The sequence below is a fragment of the Thermaerobacillus caldiproteolyticus genome, assembly GCF_015326725.1.
Classification (GTDB): Bacteria; Bacillota; Bacilli; order Bacillales; family Anoxybacillaceae; genus Thermaerobacillus; species Thermaerobacillus caldiproteolyticus.
Genome location: NZ_CP064060.1, coordinates 2,050,263 through 2,073,700 on the forward strand (window position 1 = coordinate 2,050,263; position 23,438 = coordinate 2,073,700).

General features: G+C 36.5%; 28 protein-coding genes, 1 pseudogene and 1 riboswitch. Of the genes and pseudogenes, 7 read left to right on the forward strand and 22 right to left on the reverse strand.

What is annotated here, in order from left to right:
• Positions 1 to 12 precede the first annotated feature (12 nt).
• The gene (gene gcvT, locus ISX45_RS10230) at positions 13 to 1,107 is read right to left on the reverse strand and encodes a glycine cleavage system aminomethyltransferase GcvT (protein ID WP_194518906.1); all 1,095 of its coding nucleotides are present in this window, start codon (positions 1,105 to 1,107) and stop codon (positions 13 to 15) included.
• Between the two features lie 150 nt (positions 1,108 to 1,257).
• Positions 1,258 to 1,348, reverse strand: a riboswitch (glycine riboswitch).
• Positions 1,349 to 1,592: 244 nt separating this feature from the next.
• On the opposite strand from gcvT, the gene ISX45_RS10235 reads away from it, so the two are divergent.
• Together ISX45_RS10235 and ISX45_RS10240 are read left to right on the forward strand one after the other, a co-directional pair.
• Entirely contained in the window at positions 1,593 to 3,260 is a 1,668-nt protein-coding gene (locus ISX45_RS10235) for a DEAD/DEAH box helicase (RefSeq protein WP_194518907.1), read from the forward strand.
• The gene (locus ISX45_RS10240) at positions 3,247 to 4,038 is read left to right on the forward strand and encodes a YqhG family protein (protein WP_181554385.1); all 792 of its coding nucleotides are present in this window, start codon (positions 3,247 to 3,249) and stop codon (positions 4,036 to 4,038) included. Before ISX45_RS10235 ends, ISX45_RS10240 begins: the two co-directional genes overlap by 14 nt.
• A 46-nt stretch (positions 4,039 to 4,084) precedes the next feature.
• On the opposite strand, the gene ISX45_RS10245 is transcribed toward ISX45_RS10240, so the two are convergent.
• The 6 genes from ISX45_RS10245 to ISX45_RS10270 all read right to left on the reverse strand — a co-directional run bounded on the left by ISX45_RS10245 (position 4,085) and on the right by ISX45_RS10270 (position 6,519).
• A complete protein-coding gene (locus ISX45_RS10245; protein WP_181554386.1) occupies positions 4,085 to 4,264 on the reverse strand; it encodes a YqzE family protein in 180 nt (59 codons plus the stop codon).
• 563 nt (positions 4,265 to 4,827) lie between these two features.
• On the reverse strand, positions 4,828 to 5,214 hold the full coding sequence (comGG, locus tag ISX45_RS10250; protein WP_194518908.1) for a competence type IV pilus minor pilin ComGG: 387 nt from the start codon (positions 5,212 to 5,214) through the stop codon (positions 4,828 to 4,830).
• Positions 5,211 to 5,651, reverse strand: coding sequence for a competence type IV pilus minor pilin ComGF (gene comGF / locus ISX45_RS10255; protein WP_194518909.1), 441 nt, complete (start codon positions 5,649 to 5,651; stop codon positions 5,211 to 5,213). Before comGF ends, comGG begins: the two co-directional genes overlap by 4 nt.
• Positions 5,648 to 5,977 (reverse strand): competence type IV pilus minor pilin ComGE, encoded by a 330-nt coding sequence (comGE, locus tag ISX45_RS10260; protein WP_181554389.1) that lies wholly within the window; start codon positions 5,975 to 5,977, stop codon positions 5,648 to 5,650. Before comGE ends, comGF begins: the two co-directional genes overlap by 4 nt.
• On the reverse strand, positions 5,961 to 6,407 hold the full coding sequence (gene comGD / locus ISX45_RS10265) for a competence type IV pilus minor pilin ComGD (RefSeq protein WP_181554390.1): 447 nt from the start codon (positions 6,405 to 6,407) through the stop codon (positions 5,961 to 5,963). The genes comGE and comGD overlap by 17 nt, the downstream gene beginning before the upstream one ends.
• Positions 6,391 to 6,519 (reverse strand): hypothetical protein, encoded by a 129-nt coding sequence (locus ISX45_RS10270; RefSeq protein ID WP_407649628.1) that lies wholly within the window; start codon positions 6,517 to 6,519, stop codon positions 6,391 to 6,393. Before ISX45_RS10270 ends, comGD begins: the two co-directional genes overlap by 17 nt.
• 157 nt (positions 6,520 to 6,676) lie before the next feature.
• On the opposite strand from ISX45_RS10270, the gene ISX45_RS10275 reads away from it, so the two are divergent.
• Positions 6,677 to 8,179: a recombinase family protein gene (locus tag ISX45_RS10275; RefSeq protein ID WP_194518910.1), complete on the forward strand. Its 1,503-nt coding sequence runs from the start codon at positions 6,677 to 6,679 to the stop codon at positions 8,177 to 8,179.
• Positions 8,180 to 8,238: 59 nt separating this feature from the next.
• On the opposite strand, the gene ISX45_RS10280 is transcribed toward ISX45_RS10275, so the two are convergent.
• From ISX45_RS10280 to ISX45_RS10315, 8 genes are all read right to left on the reverse strand, one after another.
• The gene (locus tag ISX45_RS10280; protein WP_194518911.1) at positions 8,239 to 8,397 is read right to left on the reverse strand and encodes a hypothetical protein; all 159 of its coding nucleotides are present in this window, start codon (positions 8,395 to 8,397) and stop codon (positions 8,239 to 8,241) included.
• Between the two features lie 110 nt (positions 8,398 to 8,507).
• Positions 8,508 to 9,044 carry a type II toxin-antitoxin system HicB family antitoxin gene (locus ISX45_RS10285; protein WP_194518912.1) on the reverse strand — a complete coding sequence of 179 codons (537 nt, stop codon included), beginning with the start codon at positions 9,042 to 9,044 and terminating at the stop codon, positions 8,508 to 8,510.
• Positions 9,045 to 9,182: 138 nt separating this feature from the next.
• On the reverse strand, positions 9,183 to 9,338 hold the full coding sequence (locus tag ISX45_RS10290) for a hypothetical protein (protein WP_194518913.1): 156 nt from the start codon (positions 9,336 to 9,338) through the stop codon (positions 9,183 to 9,185).
• 73 nt (positions 9,339 to 9,411) lie between these two features.
• The gene (locus tag ISX45_RS10295; protein ID WP_194518914.1) at positions 9,412 to 10,188 is read right to left on the reverse strand and encodes a sigma factor-like helix-turn-helix DNA-binding protein; all 777 of its coding nucleotides are present in this window, start codon (positions 10,186 to 10,188) and stop codon (positions 9,412 to 9,414) included.
• 223 nt (positions 10,189 to 10,411) lie between these two features.
• Positions 10,412 to 10,792 (reverse strand): hypothetical protein, encoded by a 381-nt coding sequence (locus ISX45_RS10300; RefSeq protein ID WP_228485533.1) that lies wholly within the window; start codon positions 10,790 to 10,792, stop codon positions 10,412 to 10,414.
• 20 nt (positions 10,793 to 10,812) lie between these two features.
• Positions 10,813 to 11,499, reverse strand: coding sequence for a hypothetical protein (locus ISX45_RS10305; RefSeq protein WP_194518915.1), 687 nt, complete (start codon positions 11,497 to 11,499; stop codon positions 10,813 to 10,815).
• Between the two features lie 137 nt (positions 11,500 to 11,636).
• Positions 11,637 to 12,488, reverse strand: coding sequence for a helix-turn-helix domain-containing protein (locus tag ISX45_RS10310; protein ID WP_194518916.1), 852 nt, complete (start codon positions 12,486 to 12,488; stop codon positions 11,637 to 11,639).
• Positions 12,489 to 13,742: 1,254 nt separating this feature from the next.
• The gene (locus ISX45_RS10315) at positions 13,743 to 14,324 is read right to left on the reverse strand and encodes a recombinase family protein (RefSeq protein WP_194518917.1); all 582 of its coding nucleotides are present in this window, start codon (positions 14,322 to 14,324) and stop codon (positions 13,743 to 13,745) included.
• Positions 14,325 to 14,961: 637 nt separating this feature from the next.
• On the opposite strand from ISX45_RS10315, the gene ISX45_RS10320 reads away from it, so the two are divergent.
• Entirely contained in the window at positions 14,962 to 15,405 is a 444-nt protein-coding gene (locus ISX45_RS10320; protein ID WP_194518918.1) for a very short patch repair endonuclease, read from the forward strand.
• Between the two features lie 834 nt (positions 15,406 to 16,239).
• Positions 16,240 to 17,172 (forward strand): hypothetical protein, encoded by a 933-nt coding sequence (locus ISX45_RS10325; protein ID WP_194518919.1) that lies wholly within the window; start codon positions 16,240 to 16,242, stop codon positions 17,170 to 17,172.
• Positions 17,173 to 17,207: 35 nt separating this feature from the next.
• Here the strand turns inward: ISX45_RS10325 and ISX45_RS10330 are convergent, their stop codons facing one another.
• The 7 genes and pseudogenes from ISX45_RS10330 to comGA form a co-directional block, all read right to left on the reverse strand.
• Entirely contained in the window at positions 17,208 to 18,320 is a 1,113-nt protein-coding gene (locus ISX45_RS10330) for a DNA cytosine methyltransferase (protein WP_194518920.1), read from the reverse strand.
• 76 nt (positions 18,321 to 18,396) lie between these two features.
• Positions 18,397 to 18,705 carry a helix-turn-helix domain-containing protein gene (locus ISX45_RS10335; RefSeq protein ID WP_194518921.1) on the reverse strand — a complete coding sequence of 103 codons (309 nt, stop codon included), beginning with the start codon at positions 18,703 to 18,705 and terminating at the stop codon, positions 18,397 to 18,399.
• Positions 18,706 to 18,804: 99 nt separating this feature from the next.
• Positions 18,805 to 19,137 carry a sigma factor-like helix-turn-helix DNA-binding protein gene (locus ISX45_RS10340; protein ID WP_194518922.1) on the reverse strand — a complete coding sequence of 111 codons (333 nt, stop codon included), beginning with the start codon at positions 19,135 to 19,137 and terminating at the stop codon, positions 18,805 to 18,807.
• Entirely contained in the window at positions 19,106 to 19,435 is a 330-nt protein-coding gene (locus ISX45_RS10345; RefSeq protein WP_194518923.1) for a sigma-70 family RNA polymerase sigma factor, read from the reverse strand. The genes ISX45_RS10340 and ISX45_RS10345 overlap by 32 nt, the downstream gene beginning before the upstream one ends.
• 484 nt (positions 19,436 to 19,919) lie before the next feature.
• Positions 19,920 to 20,057, reverse strand: a pseudogene (gene comGC / locus ISX45_RS10350) (competence type IV pilus major pilin ComGC); the annotation flags it as partial.
• A 16-nt stretch (positions 20,058 to 20,073) separates the two neighbouring features.
• Positions 20,074 to 21,105: a competence type IV pilus assembly protein ComGB gene (gene comGB / locus ISX45_RS10355; RefSeq protein ID WP_181554392.1), complete on the reverse strand. Its 1,032-nt coding sequence runs from the start codon at positions 21,103 to 21,105 to the stop codon at positions 20,074 to 20,076.
• Entirely contained in the window at positions 21,098 to 22,165 is a 1,068-nt protein-coding gene (gene comGA / locus ISX45_RS10360; protein WP_181554393.1) for a competence type IV pilus ATPase ComGA, read from the reverse strand. Before comGA ends, comGB begins: the two co-directional genes overlap by 8 nt.
• A 204-nt stretch (positions 22,166 to 22,369) precedes the next feature.
• Here comGA and ISX45_RS10365 point away from each other — a divergent pair, with 204 nt between their 5' ends.
• Both ISX45_RS10365 and ISX45_RS10370 read left to right on the forward strand, forming a co-directional pair.
• Positions 22,370 to 23,068 carry a helix-turn-helix transcriptional regulator gene (locus tag ISX45_RS10365; protein WP_194518924.1) on the forward strand — a complete coding sequence of 233 codons (699 nt, stop codon included), beginning with the start codon at positions 22,370 to 22,372 and terminating at the stop codon, positions 23,066 to 23,068.
• An 80-nt stretch (positions 23,069 to 23,148) separates the two neighbouring features.
• Positions 23,149 to 23,391, forward strand: a complete 243-nt coding sequence (locus ISX45_RS10370) for a DUF2626 domain-containing protein (protein WP_194518925.1) — start codon at positions 23,149 to 23,151, stop codon at positions 23,389 to 23,391.
• Positions 23,392 to 23,438: the final 47 nt, after the last annotated feature.

The window sequence follows — 23,438 nt, forward strand, 5'->3', positions numbered from 1 at the left end:
TCTCCTTTTCCTTTATTTCGCACGCTTATAAAATGGTGTCTCCACCACTTTCGCTTTTAAGCGTCTGCCTCGAATATCAACTTCCACTTCGGTATCAAGAGTTGAAAATTCCGTTTTAATTAATGCTAATCCAATGTTTTTCTTCAATGTCGGCGATTGTGTTCCTGTAGTAATAACACCGATTTCCTCATCTCTGGAAAATACTTGATATCCATGGCGCGGAATGCCTTTGTCGATCATTTCAATGCCAACTAACTTCCGTAGTGTTCCTTCTTCTTTTTGTTTTTTCAATACATCTTTGCCAATAAAATCAACTTCCTTATTCGTTTTGACGGCAAAGCCAAGCCCTGCCTCAATCGGTGTGATGTCTTTAGAAAGTTCTTGACCATAAAGCGGGAGTGTCGCTTCAAAGCGAAGCGTATCGCGCGCACCAAGCCCACACGGAAGGACGCCTTCTTCCTTTCCCGCTTCTAAAATCGCCTCCCAAAGCGTTACTGCATCTCCAGCTCGGCAATAAATTTCAAAACCGTCTTCCCCCGTATATCCAGTTCGGGAAACGAGCGACTTAACACCTTGAAACTCAACGTCATCTCTAAATCCGAAAAACTTGATTTGTGATAAATCAACCTCAGTCAGCTTTTGTAATACTTGTTCCGCAAGCGGTCCTTGCAAAGCAAGCTGAGCAATTTCCGTGGAAATGTTGACAAGCTCGACGTCACCGAATGCGTGCTGGTTAAGCCACTCAAAATCTTTTTCGATATTGGCGGCATTGACGACAAGAAGATAGTAGTCATCTGCTTTTTTATAAATTAATAAATCATCAACCGTCCCGCCGTTTTCGTAACACATGAGGGTATATTGAGCACGGCCCTCTGTTAATTTGGCGACATCGTTCGTCATCACTTTTTGCAAAAAAGCAAAGCTGTCGCTCCCTTTTACTTCAATTTCTCCCATATGGGATACGTCAAACAAGCCGGCTCGTGTACGTACTGCTTCATGTTCTTCTTTAATGCTGGAAAATTGAACGGGCAGCTCCCATCCGCCAAAATCGATCGTCTTTGCACCGTATCGCGCATACACAGAAAACAAAGGTGTGCGTTTTAACATACGTTTTCCTCCTGTCATGAGTCAATAAAAAAGGACAGACTACCCCCATATGCGTTAATGAAGGTCTCTGTCCTGGCACCTGAAAGTTTCCCTATTTCATAATAGGTTTCCTCTTGGGTGGTTCACGAACGTAAACACTCTCCAGAGATGCGTCAAACAAGAGTCTTTTTGCCTGAGAGATTCGCGTCTTCCGCTTGCTCCTTCGGCGCTACATCAACGTAGTCTCTCCCCTTGTTCTCATTCGCCGATATATAATTTTCAAGAAAATGGGTACACTATGTAAAGCATAGCGTAATAATTTTTTTAACTTTCTAATTTATTATTATACTACCATTAATGAGCGGATAAGAGCAACAAAAATATGTGGAAAAAACAAAAAATAAACGAACTTTTTGTTGTTATTTTTATACAATCATTAGTTAATTAATGAACATTTAAATTAATTAAAAATATAATGTTCGTTAATATAAAGGAGATGGGTGACCATGATCGATATAGAATTTGATACATCTTGGAAGAAAGGATTTCTTGAACGAGTTGAGAAAGATGGACCTTGGACAAGCTGGGAGCTATATCAATTGTCTTTAGAAGCAGCAACACATTTAAGCGTTCCCGATTTCGATGGCTTGCAAGCTCCGAAACATTTACCACACCTTACACCACTTCCACATCAACTGGAGGTCGCTAGACAAGTCGTTGAAAAAATGAACGGAAAAGCCATTTTGGCTGATGAAGTCGGGCTTGGAAAGACGATCGAAGCGGGGTTGATTTTGAAAGAATATATGATTCGTGGTCTTGTTAAAAAAGTACTTATTCTTGTGCCTGCCTCTCTCGTATCACAATGGGCGATGGAGCTAAATGAAAAATTCTTTATTCCTGCCGTACAGCAGAAAAAAAGCTACGTATGGGAGCAGTGTGATGTTGTCGTGTCATCCATTGATACAGCGAAAAAGAGTCCGCACCGTGAAATCATTTATCAACAACAATACGATATGGTCATTATTGATGAAGCCCATAAACTGAAAAACAATAAGACAAAAAACTATGAGTTTGTACAAAATTTGAAAAAGAAATTTTGTTTATTGTTGACAGCAACACCAATCCAAAATCGAATCGAAGAAATTTTTAACCTCGTTTCACTATTAAAGCCCGGACATTTAGGAAATGCGGCGTATTTTACAGAAATGTATGGAAAAAAACGGTCATTGCAAACAGATGAGCATTTAAAAGCGCTTGTCAATAAAGTGATGATTCGCAATCGACGTGCTGATACAGGCATCGAATGGTCAAAGCGACACGTTGAGACAGTGATGATTGAGTTTTCCAACGAAGAACGCGAACTATATAACGCCGTCCAAGCTTTGAAATACTATGATACAAAATCGTTAGGTAGTCAATTTTCGCTTATTACGATGCTTCGCGAAGCATGCAGCAGCCGCGAAGCGCTATTTCTCACCCTCAAAAATATGATGGACAAATATGACGGAGATGCTCCTGCCTACTTTCAAGAACTACTAGAAAAAATGAATGCAGTCACCACAAATTCCAAAGCCGAAAAAGCGCTAGAGCTCATTCAAAACATTAATGATAAAGTCATTATTTTTACGGAATATCGCGCAACTCAGCTTTATTTGCAGTGGTTTTTAAAACAGCAGGGCATTTCGTCCGTTCCGTTTCGCGGCGGGTTTAAACGCGGAAAAAAAGACTGGATGAAAGAATTGTTTAAAAGCCGTGCTCAAGTTCTCATCGCTACTGAAGCAGGAGGCGAGGGCATTAACTTGCAATTTTGTCACCATGTCATTAATTATGATTTACCTTGGAATCCAATGCGCCTTGAACAACGGATCGGTCGTGTACACCGATTAGGACAGATGAACGATGTCCATATTTATAATTTTGCCGTTAAGGATACGATCGAGGAACACATGTTAAAACTGCTTTATGAAAAAATTCACTTATTTGAACGAGTCGTTGGCGAATTAGACGATATTTTAGCGAAAATGAATATGAATGATTTTGAAGACTACTTACATGACATTTTCTTCCACTCGCGCAGTGAAGGAGAAATGAAAATTAAAATAGAAAATTTAACAGCCATGATTGATTTTGCCGATCAGCTCGCAAAAGGTGGGGAACATTATGCAGCAACATGAGATTCATCATTTTCTTGAACGATATTTTCAAGCCAATGAATGTGACATCGTCGAAAACGACGAAGGATATATGACCGTTCAACTATCTATTGAGTTGGATAAAGAGCTAATGAACCGTCCATTTTATTGGCACTACATTGAACGAACGGGCGGAACCCCTGCACCGATGAAATTGACGCTCATCACAAAACAAACGGAAAAAACAAGCTCTCTTGATGGAGAACGTCTACACTTCGGTTCGCCACGGTTACATCAAATTTTTCAATCGGCACAAAAACGCGGCAGCTATATTCGCCTATACGAACAAATAACAGCCTCGGGTCAATCATTTGTTCCGCTTCATCCATGGCTTGGATTGAATGTAAAAATTTCGTATCAATGCGACCGAAAGCGAGATCAACTGCTATCGCTCGGAGTTCATTTAATTAGCGGAACCATTGTCGAACAATTTCAAGAACGATTGCAGCAGCTTGTTCTTACTCCCAAAATACCTGATTACTGCTTTACAATCTCCCCGCTCATTAAACCGCAAAGCGGACTGGGGCGTTTAGAGCAATATATCAAACATCGTATTGAACAGGATGATCACGCATGGGCAAAGGAAGCAAAAGAAAGATGGGACGAGGATTTAGCACTTCTCGACCATTTTTATGAGGATATGGAAGAAAAACCGGAATGCTATTACATTGAAAAAGAAGCATTGGAGGAGCAATATAAGCCAAGAATTATTGTTTCCGTCATTAATGGCGGCCTATTTTATCTACAGCCGCGCTCTTAGAGAAAAAGAAGGGATATCTCCGCCAATGGAGATATCCCTTCAAGTTTTATGATTTTCGCCGAAACAACAGGCGAAGCGAAAACGGAATCATCCCGAACCACCGATATAAAAGCGCTGGCTTTTCTTGTTTTCTCTGCACGCGTTTTTTCTTTCTCTCTTCTTTTGGTTGATCCATGTAAGTGACAAATTGTTGGGTGACAAATTTCACATAATCGTTGGTCGACATCGATTGTCACCATCCTCTTTTTTCACTAGTATTTCCATATCATTTTGTTTTCAATCACTGTAACGATTTCATCCACATCCACAATGCGGTCAATTGACTTTCCTGTCGTATCAATGATATGATGCGCTTTCTCATAATAACGTAGGCGCTTTTTTCATAACACCTGAAGCTCTCTCTGATGATGTTGTGTAAGTAACGGACTTATCTCATCGCCGGCAAGCCTTCGCATAAGTTCTTCCCATTCACATGCAAAATGCCTGTTTGTTTTATCCAACCGCAATTGTCTTTGAAGTGACGATACCTCCGCCTCTGTTGTCACAATGATTTTTATCAGACGGCAACCTTCGTAAAAACTTCTCTTTCATACGACAAAATGCCTCACCGTCTTTGGCGAAACTGCGTTTAATCGGTTTTCCAGCGCCCTCTTTAATATATTAACTGGTATGAATGATCTGTATTGTAAACGCCCGAATTATTTTCCATGTCCCCATAAAAAATGCGCTTCACCCATCGTTCCTCATTTTTTTATCAAACATACTATATCCATTGTTGATTTAAACCATTTAATATTTCTCTTTCCATTCGATTAATTCAAGTTCTGGAAGAGAAATAATGCACTCAGCACCATAGTGAATTCCATCATGGGAAGTGGCAAAAATTGTTACTTTCATCTCATGTTCGCTCATCTGCTTCCACTCGTAATTCGCTACTCCATTCGGATACGTCAATGTTCCTCTATTTGACGTATCTGTTGGCCACATCACTGCTAGCTGTCTTTTCACGTCGGTTACCGCCATTTGCATCACGGAATCGACCTCATACGATTGCTGTTCATATTTCGCCATTTCCGTTTCCGTTTTATATAATTCGAGCATACGAACAAAAATGAAAAGAAAAAGAAACGAGACAAGCATCGTGATAGGGAAAATCATTCCTTTTTCATTTTTCATTGTTCCTTCACCTGAATAGGAAAAAATGTTGTAACAAACGCTTCATAACGCTTTCCTTCCGTCGTGGTCATGGCAACGCGGACACCATTATTTGTCGCTTCATATTGCACATTGGAAATCGATTGTAAGACAATTTCGTTTCCGCGGCCATTGACCCGTCTTCGCAAGGATTGTCCGTATTTTTCAAAGCTTACTTGCTCTCCTGCCTGCTTATACAATATTAATGTTGTTCCATTGCATTCCAACTGTCTCGATTCGCGAACTTCATTTTTCAATTGTTGAACAAATAATTGCCATTCCAATCGTTGAGAACTTCCGCGTTCACTTTCTAACCAATGTATATCTAATAAAGACGGAAGGAAAGCAACGACAAGCAAGACGATCGATAACGTCATGATCATCTCGATAAACGTAAAACCTTGATTTCGCTTTTTCATCGTTTGGCATACCCACACCTTTCCATATTGCGACCAACATAATCTTGCCAATGCACACACGCTTTCCGCATGCCTTCCTCTTCGCTATTCCACTGGATGACATAAGTAATTCGACCGTCTGTGACGGTTTTTTCTCCTTGCTCTTCATCTTCTTGCTCACGTAAAGCGGCTTGTAATAATTGTTGCGCTCTACTTTTTAGCACTGTGTTTTCGCGTTCAATCATGATGTGGGTAAAAGACGGCAATAAAAAAGCGGTCACGAAAAGTAAAAGGGCTAATGAGACGAGAGCTTCGATGAACGTAAATCCACTACATTTTTTGGACATAAAACCTCCCTTTTCCTAGTAAAAATACGATTTTGTATCCCCTCGTATTGTTTTTAATGAATACCGTCCCTGCTTTATTCACATTTCCATTCGCTAAAAAAGCGAGAGGCATCTGTAGAGTGGCCAATTCAAAGATCCATTTATCCGGAAGAGATCGCTCGATTAAAACTCGTTGACGCTCACCCATTTCAATGATGTGATAGTGCGCTTGCCCTTGGTCAAAGATGACCTGCACAGCCGTTTTGTGAGCCATTGCATATTGCTGCGCGTACAATATATCTTCCGTCAATTGCTCAATCATATAGTTTTCTCTTTTTACCTCCGCTACCTTTTCGATATGAGGAATGCTGAGAGCGGTGAACACGCTGATGATCATTAATACAAGAAGCATTTCGATGAGGGTAAATCCGTTTTTACGAACCACTTTCACTTACTTCCCCGTTGCTATCGATTTGAATTTTATGACCATTTGGGCATTGATTCGATTTAATATACTTTTCATCGACGAGTTGTTGTAATGTAGGAATCGCATTTTTCTCCATCTCATAGGCCTTGACTTGGGCTTGAACTGTTTTATGAAAAACACATAGTACATCCCAAAATAAAATGCTTTACTGCCTGTCACATTTTCAAAATCCCATCTAACTATACCAATGAAAAACCTGTGACTGAGTCAGTAAAAAATGGGAGGTATTTAAGGTGTTGACAACAAAAACAGCTCTAAAAGTTGCTATCTATGTAAGAAAGTCTAGAGAAGATGAGGAAGGAGCAGAGGAGACTCTATACAATCAGAGGGAAACCTTGATAAGACTTGCTGAGTCAAAAGGATATAATTATGACATTTTCCAAGAGGTAGAATCATCTGTAAAGTGGCATAGACCTGAGTTAACAAAAATGATTGAGGGTATACTACAAGGTAAATACAGCAGAGTTCTTGTTACTCATGTAGACAGATTGAGTAGAGATGAGAGGGACTTAGCAGAGCTGAAAGAAATCTTTACTGAGCATGAGGTAATTATTGAGACTCCTGATAATGTCATTGACTTCTCTGATGAAAACCAAGAGCTCTGGTTTGGATTTACTTCTGTATTATCTGCTTATGAATACAAAAGAATAAGACAAAGATTAATCCAAGGGAAATATAATGCTGTTGCCATTAAAAACAGATGGATTGGCTCTGTTACTCCTTTAGGCTATACATGGGATAAAAATATCAAAAAGCTGATTGTCAATCCTGATGAGGCAAAGATAGTTAGAAAAATGGTTGATTTAGCCTTATTAGGATACTCCTCCAGACAGATTGCTGACAAACTGAATAAATTAGGCTATAGGACTAGAAAGGGAAACCCATTTAGAACAGATAAAGTACTGAGAACCCTACAGAATAGAGTGTATCTTGGAGAGGCAAAATATAACTCCAAAAGACTTAAAAAGACTGCTGTTGCAGAAAACTGTCATGAGCCACTTATGACTGGGGATGAGTTTAACCAAATACAATCTCTGCTTAAATCAAGAAGATCAAAAGAAAATCTTTATTCATTAGGAGTAAAATCCTGTGTTAATAAACTCCTTGTCTGTGGAGTCTGTGGCAAAGGTTTAACTATCCAAAAAAACAATAAGGTAAAAAAATCAGGAAAAGATGCCTCATTTTATCAGATTAGACCTTGTTTACATCATTTAGACTTAGAAACAAAATGCTATAACAAAGGCTGTAAAGTTGACAAAGTAGAAAATGCTGTAAAAGAGGCACTCATTCAATACAAAGGAGAGCTTGAAAAATCCTTAATAAATTTATTAGCCAAAGATACATCTGATATAGAGAAAAGATTTAATGAGACCTTAGAAAGTCTACAGTCAGATTTAGTTAATCAGGAGAAGAAAGAAAAAAGACTGAAAGACCTGTATATTGATGGGGATATAGACAAGGAAGAATATCAAAAAAGGAAAAAGCAGATTGATGATACCATTACAGCCCTACAAAATGAAATTGCTGTTACAAAAAGCAAATTAAAGACATTAGATGCAACAGCTCAAATCAGCAGAGTTAAAAACATCCTTAGTATGATTGATAACTTTGAGGAGATGGAATTAGAGGAGCAAAATGCTACATTAAAGTTACTTATATCCAAAATTGTATTTACAAAGACTCCAGAAACCAATAACCAACCAAAAATAGAAATTCATTGGAGAGAGGCTTTCTAAACCTCTCTTTATTTTATTCACTAAAAAATAAAAAGGAGAAGCATTTACAGCTCCTCCCTTTAGCTTCCTGAAATATTTAGCCTTGCATTATACAGCTCAAGCATCTTCTTTGCCCATATTTCAAAATTAGGCTTTCCATACATAATAACATTTACATTATCCTGAGTTTTAAAAGTGAGCATTTCTTGATTGCCATTCTGTTTTTTAACCTTTTCCATCCTGCTCCCTCTCCTGTCTCCAATGTTATTTACAGAGCTATAGTTAGATAACAGCTTGGCTACTGTGACAGGATAGGTAAAGCATAAAAAAAGAGGCTCATACAGCCTCCCTAATACTCAATCTCCCCAGTCATAAAGGCATGTTTAGCTCTTTGCCACTCCTCAGACCTTATATAATGGATTAAAGCATTTTCTACCATTGTCCTAAAGTTTACAATCCCTAATTTATTTACCTTTGCAATCTCCTTAAATACATCCTTAATGTCATGGTTATAAATAGTAAGGACTACCTCAGACCTAAAGTCCTTATCATCTAGAGGAGTGATCTTTACAGATACATCTTTTTCCTGCATCAGAGCAGCCTCCTCATCAGTAACCACAGTCTCCCTATAGTCATCAGTATTCACAGTAATAAGCACTAGACTAGCTCCATCAGGCAGCTCAATATCCTCTGCCTTACTTGGAGCAGGGATATGGTCTCCATCATCCTCCATGACACTCAGCAATGATCCTAGAGCATCCTCAGCCATTTCTACAGCCTCTGCCAATGTCTCTCCATCAGTAAAGCAGTTTTCTAGGTCAGGAAAGCTGACAACAAAGACTCCATCCTCTTTCTCAATCACAGCATAAAATTTATACACAGCCATTTTGATGACCTCCACAGTCCTTTTTTGGTATATTAATGTATATTATAGCAGACAAAATAAAAAAGTAGGGAGAGCCAACATCATCAGCCCTCCTTTGTATCACCTTTCTTTTTAAGCCATTTTGAATCCAATCCACCTTTATTCATCCCCATCTACTTCCTCTATAACTCCAAAAAATCTCCAGCCTTTGCTTTCTACCCACTCTATTAGCTCATGGATAAAATCATCATGAGGCATCCCTACATCAAAAATAGTTCCATTGATGAGAATATCCATTTTCTTATTTTTCTCCATACTGAGCCCCTTGATAAATATTTATAATAGTCATAATAATCTTACAATGCACAAAAAAATAAAACAGAGAGCTTTAAGCTCCCTGCTGAATAAACTTCTCATATACTTCTTTCCATCTCTGCCCTGTTATTATCATTCCTACAGCAGACCTTGAAACATTATATAACTTTGCAATCTCTATCTGAGTCCTTTGCTGATTGTAATATAGCTCAAGTATCTCTTTTACATCTGCATCTGTCAGTTTACTAGCTCCCTGCTTGCTCTTTCTTATATTGTCTTTATTTATTGCCATAAACATTTTATAAATAGGTCTGTGGAGTCTGCCCTTCACAATCTTTTTAACAGCAGATAAAGTTAATCCATACCTCTTAGCAATCTCTACAGGCTTTTTATAGTCCATATAATAGGCTCTTAGTATGCTGTAAACCTGAGCCTCATTTAAGGACTTTTCCAAGGGCTTTTCCTCTTTCAGCCCTGTAATATAAGCATGTATGTTATTCTGTGACTGAGTGCAATACTCTAAGTTACTGAGCCTGTTATCTGCCTTATTTCCATTAATATGGTTGATTGTCATCCCCTGAGACATCTGCTTTATATACTCATCTGCATCAGCTAAAATCATGATAATATGATGTACATAAACTGTAAAAGTCTTTTTAGTTTCTGCATCTCTTAAAGCATAATATTTGTAGCCATCTTTTGAAACAGATTCTTTCCTTAATCCCAAGCCTGTAGCTTTTTGTATCTGCACAATACCTTGATCCAAGTTATAAAAGCTCTGCTCAAGCTCCATATACTTTTTTACAAGCTCTACCCTATTTCTTAATTCTTCTACAGTCAATCTTCTCATTGTTACAATCTCTCCTTTTCTAATTATTAATTGTTTTTCTGTGACATTTATCAGCTAATAAAAAAGAGAGGCTCAATAACCTCCCTCAGTCCTACTTGTTTGTTGTTGTTTTTCTTGCATTGTCTTGTACTTGGCTAGGCTGTAAAGATACAGTAACAGGCTTATTTATTACAGTTGTTAATTTTACATTATTTAGAGTTTGGTTTGATATTTAGCTCACCTCCTAGTAAGTATCAAATAGCCTGTCTAACATCTCAGGCTCAGTCTCAAGCATATCCATAAAAATGCTGTAAGCCTCTATACTCTCCCTATTAGCTCTGCTGTTAAATCCTTTGAGAATACCTTTAATATTTGGTAAAGATACTCCCCAAGCTATAGGACTGTTTTTTATCTCAGAGGCTGTCATCCCCTTTACATGATGCAGGTACAGAATAGCTCCTATGGTTGCTCCTGAAATCCTACCTACATCAGCTCTAACTAGCTTGTAAGCCTTTTGACTCCATACTGTAGCTTTTTCCCCTGAGACTCTCCATGTATTGAATTTATAGTCTATTGCCATGCTCTCCTGCTCCCCCTCTGCTGTAAATAAAAAAGAGAGAGCCATTTCTAGCCCTCTCATCTAACTTAAACAGTCAAGATATTAATATCTGCTAATCCTGCACTAAAATAGAATTTATGTGAATATCCATTTTTATCAGTAAAAGTAGGATTGTCATTTACTTTTAAAGCTGAATACAATCCCTGCTCCTGTGCAATTTCATTAAAGATAGCTACATAATGAGATAAATCTTTTTTAATGCTCTCAAGTACTTGAGTAATGCTCTCTTTATTCCTGTTATTCACAATCTCCCTAACAGTATCAGTAAGAGTATGAGCCTCTGGATATGCCTCATATTTCAAAACATCATAGTACTCAACTAGCTTCTTGGCAATATGAGCATTTTTTCTCTCACTCACCTTACTTGCCAAGTCATCAATTTTCTTATCCTGTTCCATGAGCTGACTTAGCTGAGCCTCTAGAGCTGTCAAATTTTCAATATAATCCTCAGATAAAATATCAAGCTCATCAATCTGCTTTTGTACATCATTAATCTGCTGTATAAGATTGGCTTTCTTTTCAGCCACAGCCTCTACTTTCTCCTCAAGCTCAGGGAGCATGTCATTTAGCTCCTGCTGTAATGCCTCCAGCTTATTAAATGATGGGAGCATCTGCCTTGCCTGAGCCTCAAAAGCCTCCTTTGTAGCCTCAGTAGTAATACCTAAGCCCATAGCAGTAGTTATAACCTTAAATTTTAATGCAGACAAATCCATTATTATTCCTCCTCATTATTGTAGGTAAGGGAAAGAGGTAGGCAAGGTATTTACCTCCTCAAAAATTCCCTATACTAGATTAGCTGTTACTGTAGGAATTAAAGTATTTTTGAAAGATTTTTGATATAGATTACTCCTTAGTCTCTATTGATAAGAAACTCAGCACCTAGTTTTGTGTCAGGCTCTCCTGCTTTTCTGTATAAAATGAATGGATTTGCTTTTACCATGATTTCCTTACCAATTTTCATCCTGCCATAGATGTACATGCCATTCCATTTTAGAGAGCTGAGCTTCCTTGAAGTTTCCTCCCTAGTTAATCCCATCTTTTCAGCCAAAGCATTAACAGTTAAAGGGATGATTTTGCTGTTATCTCTCTCAGATGGATTGAGGACAAGGTAATTTGTCTCATAGTGGATAAATTTAATAGTCCTGTAAATGAATCCAATGTCAGCAGGTTTGATTGCATCCTGAGCATATACATCCTGTAGGCTATTGATAAAAACCTTTACAGCATTATCAGTTTTTCTTTTGCTGTAATCTCCTCCAATGCCTTTTCTGAAGCAATATTCTTCTGCAATAAAAATAGCCTCATGTTTTTTACCATGAGACTCTACAGTATCAATATAAATCAAGGACAGCCTTTCAAACTCCTTTAGTAGCTTTCTAATTGTTTTAGGGGATTTAATCTTTAAGGCTTGCTGTAGCTCCTTTACAGTCATTGGATGTTTTTCATCAGGATGAGTTTTGAGCATGTTGTCATAGTTGATATATGTCTGCATGACTAGGAAGTAGCCAAGCTCTTTATTATCCAGCACAGATAAGCCTCCCTGAAAAGCATCCATCTCTGTAAATACAAAAGGATTTTTGCTCCTCTCTAGGACTGCCTCTTTCTTTTTCTTCTCCTGATATGACTTTTGTTGCTCAGGAGTCCTATAGTAAGCTATCTCAACCTTTTCCCCTGTTTCTAAATTGACAAATTTATGACTCATTACTTACTCCTCCCTCAGTATTAAGATTTAGTCATTTACTTAGATAGCTGTGGAGGGAGGAATAAAGTAAATCAGATCATTTTTTGCTTTAATTTACCTAAGCAATGAAAAGTACAAGAAAATGTGGGAATAATATGTGAGCATTTTTACCTCAAATAAGGGGAATATGTGAGCATTTTTACCCTTCTACAAAATGGCTCCTTCTCTTGAGGCTCTAAGAATGAGCAATGTTTTGGCAAAGTAGAATCTCTCTTATCTTATAGAGCAAGCTCTACTGAGCTAAAGCTCAGACTACAAAATAAATACCTAAAGTATTAATCTCATATTGTAGCTACAACAAGAGATAAGTATTAGATGTAGTTAATTATGGAGGGAGATAAGCCTTTAGGCTTAGCCCAATGCTTTAGCATTTTATATTCAAGTCTGTAAAGCTGTGAGAATAAACTTTAATAAGCAATATACAGCAATCTAATTAAGTAGGGAGTCATTAACCTTTCTTTCTCATCTGTAGGTAGGGAAAAAGGCATTCCAAAAAGTTATGGCAGGATTGGGGCTCTGCTTTCCTCTGCTGTGGCAGTTCTAATGTGCTCACTACTATGCTCATATGTATCTCTTGTTGTATCTCTCTGTGTAAGTCTGTATCAGGCTATATTAGACTGTATCAGATCAATTTCTCCTGTAACAATCTCATTCACATAATAATTTCATTCACAGGCAGTCTATGGAGGAGTTATCTGCTCCCCTGTAGGCTGTCTTTTTTTGTTTATATACCATCAGCCTGAGTATTTGCCCATTCATTGCCCATCTATTGCCTCCTCCTGAACTGTAAATAGCAGTTAGGCAGTTTAGGCAAAGAGGCTATAGAAGGTATAAGAGGCTGTCTAAAGGCTATCCAAGAAGCTCAGGAAGGCATTGGAGGCTGTTATATTCTGATAGATGCTTATAGATGCTGTTGAACAATCTCTGCAAATCTTGGCTTGGACTTGGATTTTTCAGATAAGGGAAATGTTATACTGTCAAGGTTTTTAACTTTACAAAACCCAAGAAAATCAGAGACTATGCAATGCAAAAAATATTTTTTGGCTGACAGATAATGAGCCTGAGGAGTCAACAAAAAGAGCAGTCCTTTAAAAATACCTTACTCCCTCAGAATAACCTCCTTTCCCTGTCCTTCCTACTGTTAATGAGAAAAGAGGAAGCAGGTAAGAAAAAGAAGACAATAATAAAAAAGAGCAGTCCTGACAGGATTGCCCTCTAGATAATACCCTTCTCTTTGGCTATTGCATATAAGGATGACCTTGTTACCTTTGTAATCTGACATATCTCTTTGACAGTCATCTTATTGTTAGCTCTGTTTGCAAACAACTCTAGAGCATGGATTAGAGCAGGATTTTTATCATGGTACTTCTTAGGCTTAGTCTTATATCTGCCATTAGCTTTGGCAATAGCTATTCCCTCTCTCTGCCTCTCAAGTATCATTTCTCTTTCCCATTCTGATACAGCTAGCAATATATTTCTTATTAACTTGGATGTAGGACTGTCATCAAACATTCCCATATTTAGTACATGGAGTTTTATTCCCTTTTCATTTAACTGATCAATAAGAGCAATGCCCTCTTTAACACTCCTAGCTATTCTGTCCATCTTTGTGATGACAAGAGTATCCCCTGCCTGTAGAATGCTCAGGAGAGCCTGTAAGCCTTCTCTCTTTGTACTTTTGCCTGATGCTTTATCTGTGTATATCTCCTCTGCTCCAGCCTGTTTTAAAGCCTGTATTTGAGCATCTAGATTTTGGTCAGTAGTTGATACTCTTGCATATCCATAAACTTTTGTCATTGTATGTAATCCTCCTGCTATTCTGATTGATTGGCTGTCCTTTCCTAATTTTATAGAATAGATTTTGGACATGTAAAACAGACATTTTAAACACAGATAAATCAAGGATAGCATTTTCTGTCCAAAAAGGTAGGAGAAAATGGACAAAGTGTATTATTTATTGAGGATGTTGAGGCAAAGTTTATCAGCTATGTAAACAGTGGGATACAGGGGGAGCATACCCTTTCAGGAGAAGGGAGAAGGTTGTAAAAAATGCACAAAATAAAAATAACCTAAAATGTAATATTATGCAAAAAATAATAATAGAAATCATCCCATTTCTGCTCTATTGCATATCTGAGTGCTATATATAAACTTATTTTGTTGTAATCTCTCCTTAGGAGTATCTGCATTATAAATAGCCTATAGACAGTAATTAAGGTGTCTGTAGGCTGTCTTTTTATTTCTTTTCTCCTCCAAAAGCATAGATATATCTAGCTGTATGAAGATAATTTAGACTCAAATACAATAAAATTGGATATATTAAGTAACAGAAAAAATTATGAAAAGTCACTCCAAGTTATTTATTAAGAAATATGTACATTGGTTAACTACTGCTTAAGAAAGTAATTAAAATGTTGTATGTGGAGGGATATTTATGGTAGATACTGTTTCAAAAGAAAGACGCAGAGAGATAATGCAATCAGTTCGCTCACAGTCTTCCTTGGAAAACCTAGTTTCCAGAGAACTTTGGAAAAGAGGGATAAGATTTAGAAAAAATGTTAAGTCATTATTTGGAACACCTGATATTGCTATAAAAAAATACAAAATAGTTATTTTTATAGATTCTTGTTTTTGGCATGCTTGTGAATTACATGGTAGAATACCAAAAAGTAATCAAGAATTTTGGAGAAAAAAATTGGAACGCAACAAACAAAGAGATAAAGAGGTGCAAGAATATTATTTAAAAAGGAAGTGGCATATAAAAAGGGTCTGGGAGCATGAAATCAAAAAAAATTTTGACCAAACAGTAAATGACATTATTGATTTTATTGATAAAGCAAAAAATAATTTAAAATTAAACAACAAAAGTGAAAAATGACTTTAATAGTATAGATAGCTGTAAGGATCAGCTTTTAAAAAAGCCCAAGAAACACAACTTAACCCCCTCCTCCCACTCCAGAAAAAACATCAGGTACAACATACAATAATAGCTATAGGGGACTGCTTGTATTGTCAGTATTGAACTTAGTGTGATTGAATTGAGCAAAGCTGTAGACAATAGCTTAATTATTGCTGGACTCATGCTGTAACTCTAACAGTATTCTCATTACTATCCTCTCTACTGTTCCATGAGCTGTGTTACTGTAGCTGGTAGAAATAAAATGGATGCAAAGATATTGCTAAGAATTATTGATGTTATACTATTAAACAATCTGACAACATTGTCAAAGATGGGCTCATAGCATCAATCTTCATTTTTATTAGGTTTAGGTTAAGTTGTCAATCCCCTATATCCTGCCCACTACTCTATAGCAGAGGCAGGAGGTTAGTGTAAATATATATTCTTAAAATTATGTATCAGGTGAGGCAGCAAAGCATTAGCTGGAATACAGCAGATATATTGTAGACATCCTAGTAGACAATAGCTGTAAACACAGAGCAAATCAATCCAACAATAGGCATATAGCAAGTAGACAAGCTGTAGACTAGTTGAGCACATACAAATATAGCATACTAAATAAAAGGATAAATTCTAAGCCAATCCCAATCTTCTGTGGAGATTTCATAATACCTAATCTAATAGGTAAATACAAAAAGCCCCACTTATAACTAAATTAATAGATTACAACAAAACATTAGCCTAAAAATATTGAAGCAATTAACAGAAAATAATATAATGGAAATGATTTCTATAAACAAGGAGGATTGGAATTTGGAATTTAAGAAGAAAGCTGATTTATTTATGTATGCTTTTATGTTTGAGTTGGAACAAACATTGCAAAACAATATTAACAAATTAAAAGAAATAAATTTCCATGCAGATGAGGCAAATGTAGATACTGAGCTTAAATCATTCCTTAAACAATATATAAAAGAAGAATTTAATAGAATACCTGAGGAAAAATGGGGTAGTAATTTGAGTCTTGTTTTCACTGATGGAAGAATAAATCAGAAAGAATCTTTGTCTTATAGTACTTTTAAAAATCTATACATAAGTGAGGTATACCTTCCTAATGAGCTGACAGATAATTTAAAAGAAGCTGTAAGAAAAGAGGGAAGGGTATTTGTTAATCCTGATTTATTACTAGAAATCAGGGAAGATGATACAGAAAATATCACATTTATTCCTATTGAGTTAAAATCTACAAAAGATGATAAAATTCCTGGCTCAAGTGTACAACAAGTAACCCCTAATGAATGGGTATTATTTGTAAAGCACACTGATAAATCAGTCAACATAACAGTAGGACAATATGTTAACTCTATTACACAAACAATGCAGTTTCCTGATAGAAGCCCTAGACCTCAGGTATCATTTAAAACATTATCACAACACAATGTAAAGTACAGAAAAAAAGAAGGTAAAGAGCTGATTTATTTTATTGATAAAGAGTCTATAGCTAAAAAGTCTAAGCTGTTAAAAGATTGGCAAGGTATTTTAGTTGATAGATGGCTTGATGTAATACAAAATGAGAAGATAAAGAAAAATGAAGCTTGGTTTAACAATACCATTAGAAGATATACATTAGACTTTCTTTCTATGTATGAGAAAATGAATGATGCTGAGAAGGCAGAACTTAAATTTAAAATGAAAAAGGCTGTAGACCTCTATAGTCAAATCTCTAATGGCAATAGTGAGGAATAATAAACAGTTGGGAGGATTCTTCACCTCCCTTATTTTTATTCTTGTGTTAATGACAAATACAAAGCTCTTGCAATATGCCATGCTAACACAGGAGGCACAGCATTTCCTACTTGTTTATAAGCAGCAGATGCAGCTGATTTGAAAACAAAATCATCAGGAAAAGACTGTATCCTAGCACATTCTCTAACTGATAACCTTCTCCAATTAGTAAGGTCATTTTCATCACCTAAAGTCCTATAATGACCTTCAATGTTACCATGATGCTCAGCTCTTATTGTCGGTGCTATTTTATCAGCTTGAATTCTCATATTTCCTTGTGTCTTTTTACCTTCATAAAACTTTGCCTTAGAGTAATCTTTTTCTGAATGATTAGGTACACTAGGATCACCTAACTTATCCCATAAATCATCAATAGCCTCTTTTGCAGTTACCCAATTTTCAGGTGAATGAGTTTCTAATGGTAGTTTAGGTACTATATCAATATCTTCTCTAATACCATAAATTATTACCCTCTCTCTATTTTGAGGCACTCCATAATTAGCCGCATGGAAAAGATGGTAATAAACATTATATCCACTATCTTTAAAATCATCTATTATTGTTTTAAGTATTAATCCATTTTCCATCATCATTAGATTTTTTACATTCTCAGCCACAAATGCTTTTGGTCTAACAGCATCAATGACTCTTTTCATTTGTAAGTAAAGTCTACCTCTCTCAACAGTCAGACCTCTTCTTTTACCTGCCAAACTAAAGTCTTGGCATGGAAAACCTCCTAGGACTATATCTGCTTTAGGAAATTCACTATCATCAATATTCTTGATATCCTCACAAATAATATGGTCTCCAAAGTAACTTCTATATGTCTCTACTGCTTGTTTATTAATTTCATTAGCCCAAATAATATCAAAGTTATTTCTGGAATATTCTTTTCCTAAAAAGGTAAACCCACCTTTAAATCCTAAATCTAAACCACCACAACCTGCAAATAATGACAATACAGTAAATCTTGTTGTAGATGTTATTGGTGTATTAATTGTATCAATTCTGTCTGTTAGTTGGTGTTGCTCATTAAATTTTTGAAAATCAAAAATCTCTTCATCAATGATATCTTCCTCTAATTCATCAAAGATTGTTAATTGCTCCACTTCCTCTAATCCTCCAATTCCAATAATTAAAAAAGTTCATGGTATACTAAAAATTAGTATGCTAAAAATTAGTATACTAAAAATAATCATACTTGTCTATTCTTATTTTTAACCCTTTCTGTTTTTTTAAGAATAAAAGAATATAGTCAGTCTCTAGCCCAATTTTGTGGTTTATTTCTAAAATTCCTTTTTGCTCAAGCTCTTTTAGGGCACTTCTAATTGTGCTTATAGACATATTTGACCTTTGTTGTAAGTCTGTTAAAGATGTATTAACATTTCCATTTTCATCAGATATTCCATACATAATCATAAGGATTTTACAAGCCTTTGCCTCTAAGTTAGTTCCCATTTTATAAAAAAGGCTTTTTATATCATTACTAGCCATTTAAATACTCCTTTTTTATAAATTCATATAGGCTTCATTAATTTTAACACTCCAATGGAAAAAATAAAACAAAATAAAAAAGAGATATCTCTCCCCCAATTAATGCCTAAGTATTTCCGATTCCTTTTTACTTTTCATTTTTTTTCTTATCCTGACTAGTGCATTATCAACAGACTTATAACTTACCTCTAGTTCTTTTTCTATATCTTTTGGTGAGTATCCTTTAATATATAAATTGAATACATTTCTTTCCAAAATACTAAGGTTTCTTTTAACCACATTTTGTATTTCTGTTTTTTCTTCTTTCCTAATCAAAATATCCTCTGGTAACATGGCATCCTTATTTATTATAGTATCTAAAATAATAAAATCATCTTCAATTAAATCAAAAAGAAAAACACTATTTGTATGAATAATTTGTTTTTTTTGCATTACTCCCCCTTATTATCTGAAGTATACTTTTTCTTATACACAATTTAGCAAAGGAATCAAATTGTTTATTTTTATGCGGGTCAAACCTTTGTATAGCATAGTATAATCCAATCAAACCTTGCTGAATTAAATCCTCTTTATCTCCATCTTTATAAAAATATTTATTAGCTAGATAATTAATATAAGGCTTATAAATTTCACACACATTTTCAAAATACTCCCAATAACCAATCTTACAAAGTATCACATATTGATTAATATTGTCTGATGTTTGAGAAGAGTTTATGTTTATTGCCATTAAAACCACACCTATTTTTTCTTCATTTTCATACTTATTTCCACAAAAGTATCTAGAATCCTTTGATAAATTAATAAATGATGTCGAAAAAAAAGAGAATCTTAGTACAAAAAAAGAGACCTTTCAGTCTCTTGTAATTTTTCCCTTAGTTTAATAAAGCCCTATTGAATTAGCATACAAATTGCTATAAGACCTTGATATATCTAGAATTTTTCTGCTCTCTCTTCAAATTTTCCCCAATCTGTTTCACTCATATTATCACTAATTCAATTAAAGCCTTAGCCAATCTTTCCACATTTAATTCCCCTACAAAAGTAACTTTCAAATTATTTCATTCCTTTCTGTATGCTTATTTCCACCTGAATATCATATCTCCATATTATTTATTTTACAATGTATTCCAGTATACTGTAATCTACTTGACCATTCCTCTAACCCCTTGTAATATTAAGCATTATAAAAAGGGTGTACTGTATGTATTCCATTTGATAAACGCTTCGCACCCTTTATTATTAATCATGCTGTTATGCTTCGTGACATTCGGAATCGTAATGAGCAATAGAACGGAAATGACCATTAACACGATTAACATCTCTATCAACGTAAATCCTTTTTCGTTCATTCATGATCCCTCCATGTTATAATTCATTCATCGTTTCAAACATCGGTAATAAAATGGCTAAATACATACAAACGACAAGTAATCCAATCAAAGAAAGCAAAATAGGTTGAATGAGACGCATCCACTTTTCGATTCGTTCTTCCATTGCTTGAAAAACAAATTGACTGTAATGAAATAATTCGTTCGCTAATTCTCCGTTTGATTGGCCGTGTCGAATAACGAGCGTTAACTCTTGTTCATAGCAAGGCCGGGAAGCGATAATCGTGTCTAACGGAGTTCCTTTGACAAGCTGTTCCTTCATCCATCTCCCCTCTTCGCGTAGAAATGGTACTTTTTCTTGCCGCTCAAATACTTGCAGCGACTCATAAATAGAAAGACCTCCGTGTAATAAGTGACTGAACTGTAAAGCGAACAAATGCGTATAATAAAGTTTCATGAACGTACGAACAAGCGGAATTTTCATCCATATATTGATTTGCGCCATCGTTGATAATTTTCTGAACCAAGCAAAATAAACGAGAAGAAAAACAAGAATGGTGATACAGACAAAAATAAAAAGAGAAGGGATAAAAGAAACAGTTTGTACAAGTAGACGAGAAATAGAAAAGCGATGGATAGGAAAAGAAGAAGAAAGATGAATAAATTGAGGAAGTAGTACATGTTGAATCATGGTCAACATCATCATCATAAAGCAAAGGAGAAAAAGCGGATAGCTGCTTGCTTTGCGCAGGCGCTGCAAATAAGCAGATTTATGAAGAAGCATACGGCCTGCTTCTGTAATACCTCGAGGAAGGTCACCGTGCTGTTCCGCAAAAAATAAATATCCTATCGCCTCGGTATGAAAATGGAGCGGCTCTAATGATTTATAGAAAGGAAAACCAGAGCGGAGTCGAGAAAGGCAGCGCTGCAGATCATGACGATGAGAAAGCGGTTCTTGAATTTCTAAAAACTCGATTGCTTGAGACAGCGAATAACCTTTGTCAAGAAGGTTGCCGAGTCGTACTAGAAATACTCCTTGTTGTTGTAACGACCAATTTTTCTTAAACATTTTCTTTAATCCCCTCACGCATAAGAAGATGTGGTGATAAAAATCCTAGCGCGATCCCTTTTTTTATTACATCGTCTAACGTTTCATAACGGTATGTCACTTTCTCCCCTCGTGCCGCTTGAATGGCTTTCATTAATGCCTTGCCATACAGCAGCTCATAAATGGCCGCGCGCCGCACTTTTCTTTTGTTTCGACAAAATGGGGAGCAGTTTTCTTGGCAGAGCGGGCACCTTATGTCTACAAGACGCTGCGCTGCAACGGCAAGCAATGTCTGCTCAATGTCTTGCCACGGTATACCGAATTCGCGTAGTCGATAAATCGCTCCAAGTGCATTGTTCGTATGCAAGGTAGATAATACAAGATGACCCGTTAAGGCAGCGCGAACCGTAATTCTCGCTGTTTCTGCGTCGCGAATTTCCCCGACCATAATTACGTCGGGATCATGACGTAAAATCGCTTTTAAGCCAGTCGCATACGTTATTCCTGCTTTTTCGTTGACTTGTACTTGCAAAACGTGGTCGGTTTTCTTTTCAATAGGATCCTCAAGCGTAATGACATTGCGATTCCACTTGTCTTGACATACGCGCAGCAATGTATATAACGTAGTCGTTTTTCCTGAACCAGTCGGCCCTGTAAAAATCATTAATCCATGGGAATGATGGAGAAGGGATAACAATTTTTTTGTTGTGTTTGGAAACAGAGAGAGTTGTGATAAAGGAAGAAAAGAGTCATGAGGGAGAAGACGAATGACGAGACTTTCATCGTAAACTGTCGGCAACGTTGATAACCGCAAGCTAACTATCATGTCATTTTGCTTGATCTCCATTGCACCACTTTGCGGCCGGCGCCGCTCACCAATGTCCATCCCAGCTAAAAATTTAAAATGGGCAACCAATCGCTCACATTTTTCTTTTGTGAGGATTTCCTTTCTGGACAAAACTCCATCCACACGGAATTGAATGACAGCATCTTCCCGTCGCGGCACAACATGAATATCAGATGCTTTCAACACGCTAGCTTCTTTGATTAAACGGTCAGCCAGCTGTTCAATTTCGTTCATTTGCTTGTTTTGTCCCTCCTTTCTGGATAATGATTTCGACATATTTCTTTCATTTTCCTTCTTAAATATCAAAAATTTTTCATCTTTTTGCGCAAAGCCATAAAATTGAACAATTTATGAAATTTTTACGATCGTTACAGTGCCAGTGCTAAAATCGCTGTATTATAATAAATGTAGCAACTATTCGTCTAGGAGTGAGAATTTATGGAACAAACACTAAAAATCACAAGCGTATTGGCTGATTCAACTCGTTATCATATTTATGAATATATCACCAAAAAACATAAAGAAGTATCCGTGCAAGAAATTGCTGAAGCGTTCAACATTCATCCGAACGTCGCCCGTCTTCACTTAGCGAAACTCGAGGATGTGAATATGCTCGTCTCCGAAACACAAAAAACAGGTAAAGGCGGTCGACCAAGTCGCCTTTATCGCCTATCTAACGATGTCATTCAACTTCATTTTCCGTTTCGTGACTACCAATTGCTTTCCAAGATGGCCATTCAAGCGCTGATGAAACTAGGAGAAGCAGGGAAGCAAGCTCTATACGAAACGGGTAAAACCTTTGGAAAAGAATTAATAAAACAACGTCTTGCACACGATCAAATTCCTGAACAGCTTTCATTCTCTGAGAAAATCACGATATTGCAAGAAGCATCGGAAACAGCTGGACTTTATCTGACCTCTGAATACGATGACAATGAAAAAAAATTATATCTTCACATTTTTAACTGCCCATTTAAAGAAATTGCGCTTCAACAGCCGCAAATGGTTTGTCACATGCATCATGCATTTTTACAAGGCATGATCGAAGTTTTATTTGACAAAATCGAGTTGATGGAACTTGAAAATATGATAAGCGGCTGTGATTGCTGTTCGTATCGCGCGATGCTGACAAAGTAAAAAGCAATTATTTACATTGCTATAAAATGTGCATTATAATAAGTAAAGGCAACGATTTGCGCAAAAAGGAGGGATACATAATGGACCGGATGTTCCGTGTCTTAGCGTTCTGGACAGGCATTTTTGCGGTAATGTTTTATCTTGGTCATATGCATACGACTTCGTTAATTTTCTTTGGTCAGACAGTATTTTTCTTGTTGCTTGGCTATTTAAAATTAACGGAAAGAATGTATATTTACATTTTTGGAGCATACTTAACCATTTTCTTCGCTGCGTTTACGTACTGGACAACGTTTATGATGGTCCCAGGAGTGGGAGAGTAACACAAAAAGCGGGGATGATGGGGGGAGTTCCCGCTTTTCACCCACAG

What these genes read in the sequence shown, in the direction of transcription:
- ISX45_RS10285 (WP_194518912.1), bottom strand. Translation starts at nt 9,044, where the DNA reads ATGGCTGTGTATAAATTTTATGCTGTGATTGAGAAAGAGGATGGAGTC.
- comGB (WP_181554392.1), bottom strand. Translation starts at nt 21,105, where the DNA reads ATGTTTAAGAAAAATTGGTCGTTACAACAACAAGGAGTATTTCTAGTA.
- ISX45_RS10335 (WP_194518921.1), bottom strand. Translation starts at nt 18,705, where the DNA reads ATGGCTAGTAATGATATAAAAAGCCTTTTTTATAAAATGGGAACTAAC.
- ISX45_RS10290 (WP_194518913.1), bottom strand. Translation starts at nt 9,338, where the DNA reads ATGGAGAAAAATAAGAAAATGGATATTCTCATCAATGGAACTATTTTT.
- ISX45_RS10315 (WP_194518917.1), bottom strand. Translation starts at nt 14,324, where the DNA reads ATGACAAAAGTTTATGGATATGCAAGAGTATCAACTACTGACCAAAAT.
- ISX45_RS10340 (WP_194518922.1), bottom strand. Translation starts at nt 19,137, where the DNA reads ATGCAAAAAAAACAAATTATTCATACAAATAGTGTTTTTCTTTTTGAT.
- ISX45_RS10240 (WP_181554385.1), top strand. Translation starts at nt 3,247, where the DNA reads ATGCAGCAACATGAGATTCATCATTTTCTTGAACGATATTTTCAAGCC.
- comGE (WP_181554389.1), bottom strand. Translation starts at nt 5,977, where the DNA reads ATGTCCAAAAAATGTAGTGGATTTACGTTCATCGAAGCTCTCGTCTCA.
- ISX45_RS10235 (WP_194518907.1), top strand. Translation starts at nt 1,593, where the DNA reads ATGATCGATATAGAATTTGATACATCTTGGAAGAAAGGATTTCTTGAA.
- gcvT (WP_194518906.1), bottom strand. Translation starts at nt 1,107, where the DNA reads ATGTTAAAACGCACACCTTTGTTTTCTGTGTATGCGCGATACGGTGCA.
- ISX45_RS10370 (WP_194518925.1), top strand. Translation starts at nt 23,149, where the DNA reads ATGGACCGGATGTTCCGTGTCTTAGCGTTCTGGACAGGCATTTTTGCG.
- comGG (WP_194518908.1), bottom strand. Translation starts at nt 5,214, where the DNA reads ATGAAAAATGAAAAAGGAATGATTTTCCCTATCACGATGCTTGTCTCG.
- ISX45_RS10295 (WP_194518914.1), bottom strand. Translation starts at nt 10,188, where the DNA reads ATGAGAAGATTGACTGTAGAAGAATTAAGAAATAGGGTAGAGCTTGTA.
- ISX45_RS10280 (WP_194518911.1), bottom strand. Translation starts at nt 8,397, where the DNA reads ATGGAAAAGGTTAAAAAACAGAATGGCAATCAAGAAATGCTCACTTTT.
- ISX45_RS10270 (WP_407649628.1), bottom strand. Translation starts at nt 6,519, where the DNA reads ATGGAGAAAAATGCGATTCCTACATTACAACAACTCGTCGATGAAAAG.
- ISX45_RS10300 (WP_228485533.1), bottom strand. Translation starts at nt 10,792, where the DNA reads ATGGCTCTCTCTTTTTTATTTACAGCAGAGGGGGAGCAGGAGAGCATG.
- comGF (WP_194518909.1), bottom strand. Translation starts at nt 5,651, where the DNA reads ATGAAAAAGCGAAATCAAGGTTTTACGTTTATCGAGATGATCATGACG.
- ISX45_RS10320 (WP_194518918.1), top strand. Translation starts at nt 14,962, where the DNA reads ATGGTAGATACTGTTTCAAAAGAAAGACGCAGAGAGATAATGCAATCA.
- comGA (WP_181554393.1), bottom strand. Translation starts at nt 22,165, where the DNA reads ATGAACGAAATTGAACAGCTGGCTGACCGTTTAATCAAAGAAGCTAGC.
- ISX45_RS10305 (WP_194518915.1), bottom strand. Translation starts at nt 11,499, where the DNA reads ATGGATTTGTCTGCATTAAAATTTAAGGTTATAACTACTGCTATGGGC.
- ISX45_RS10365 (WP_194518924.1), top strand. Translation starts at nt 22,370, where the DNA reads ATGGAACAAACACTAAAAATCACAAGCGTATTGGCTGATTCAACTCGT.
- ISX45_RS10345 (WP_194518923.1), bottom strand. Translation starts at nt 19,435, where the DNA reads ATGGCAATAAACATAAACTCTTCTCAAACATCAGACAATATTAATCAA.
- ISX45_RS10245 (WP_181554386.1), bottom strand. Translation starts at nt 4,264, where the DNA reads ATGTCGACCAACGATTATGTGAAATTTGTCACCCAACAATTTGTCACT.
- ISX45_RS10310 (WP_194518916.1), bottom strand. Translation starts at nt 12,488, where the DNA reads ATGAGTCATAAATTTGTCAATTTAGAAACAGGGGAAAAGGTTGAGATA.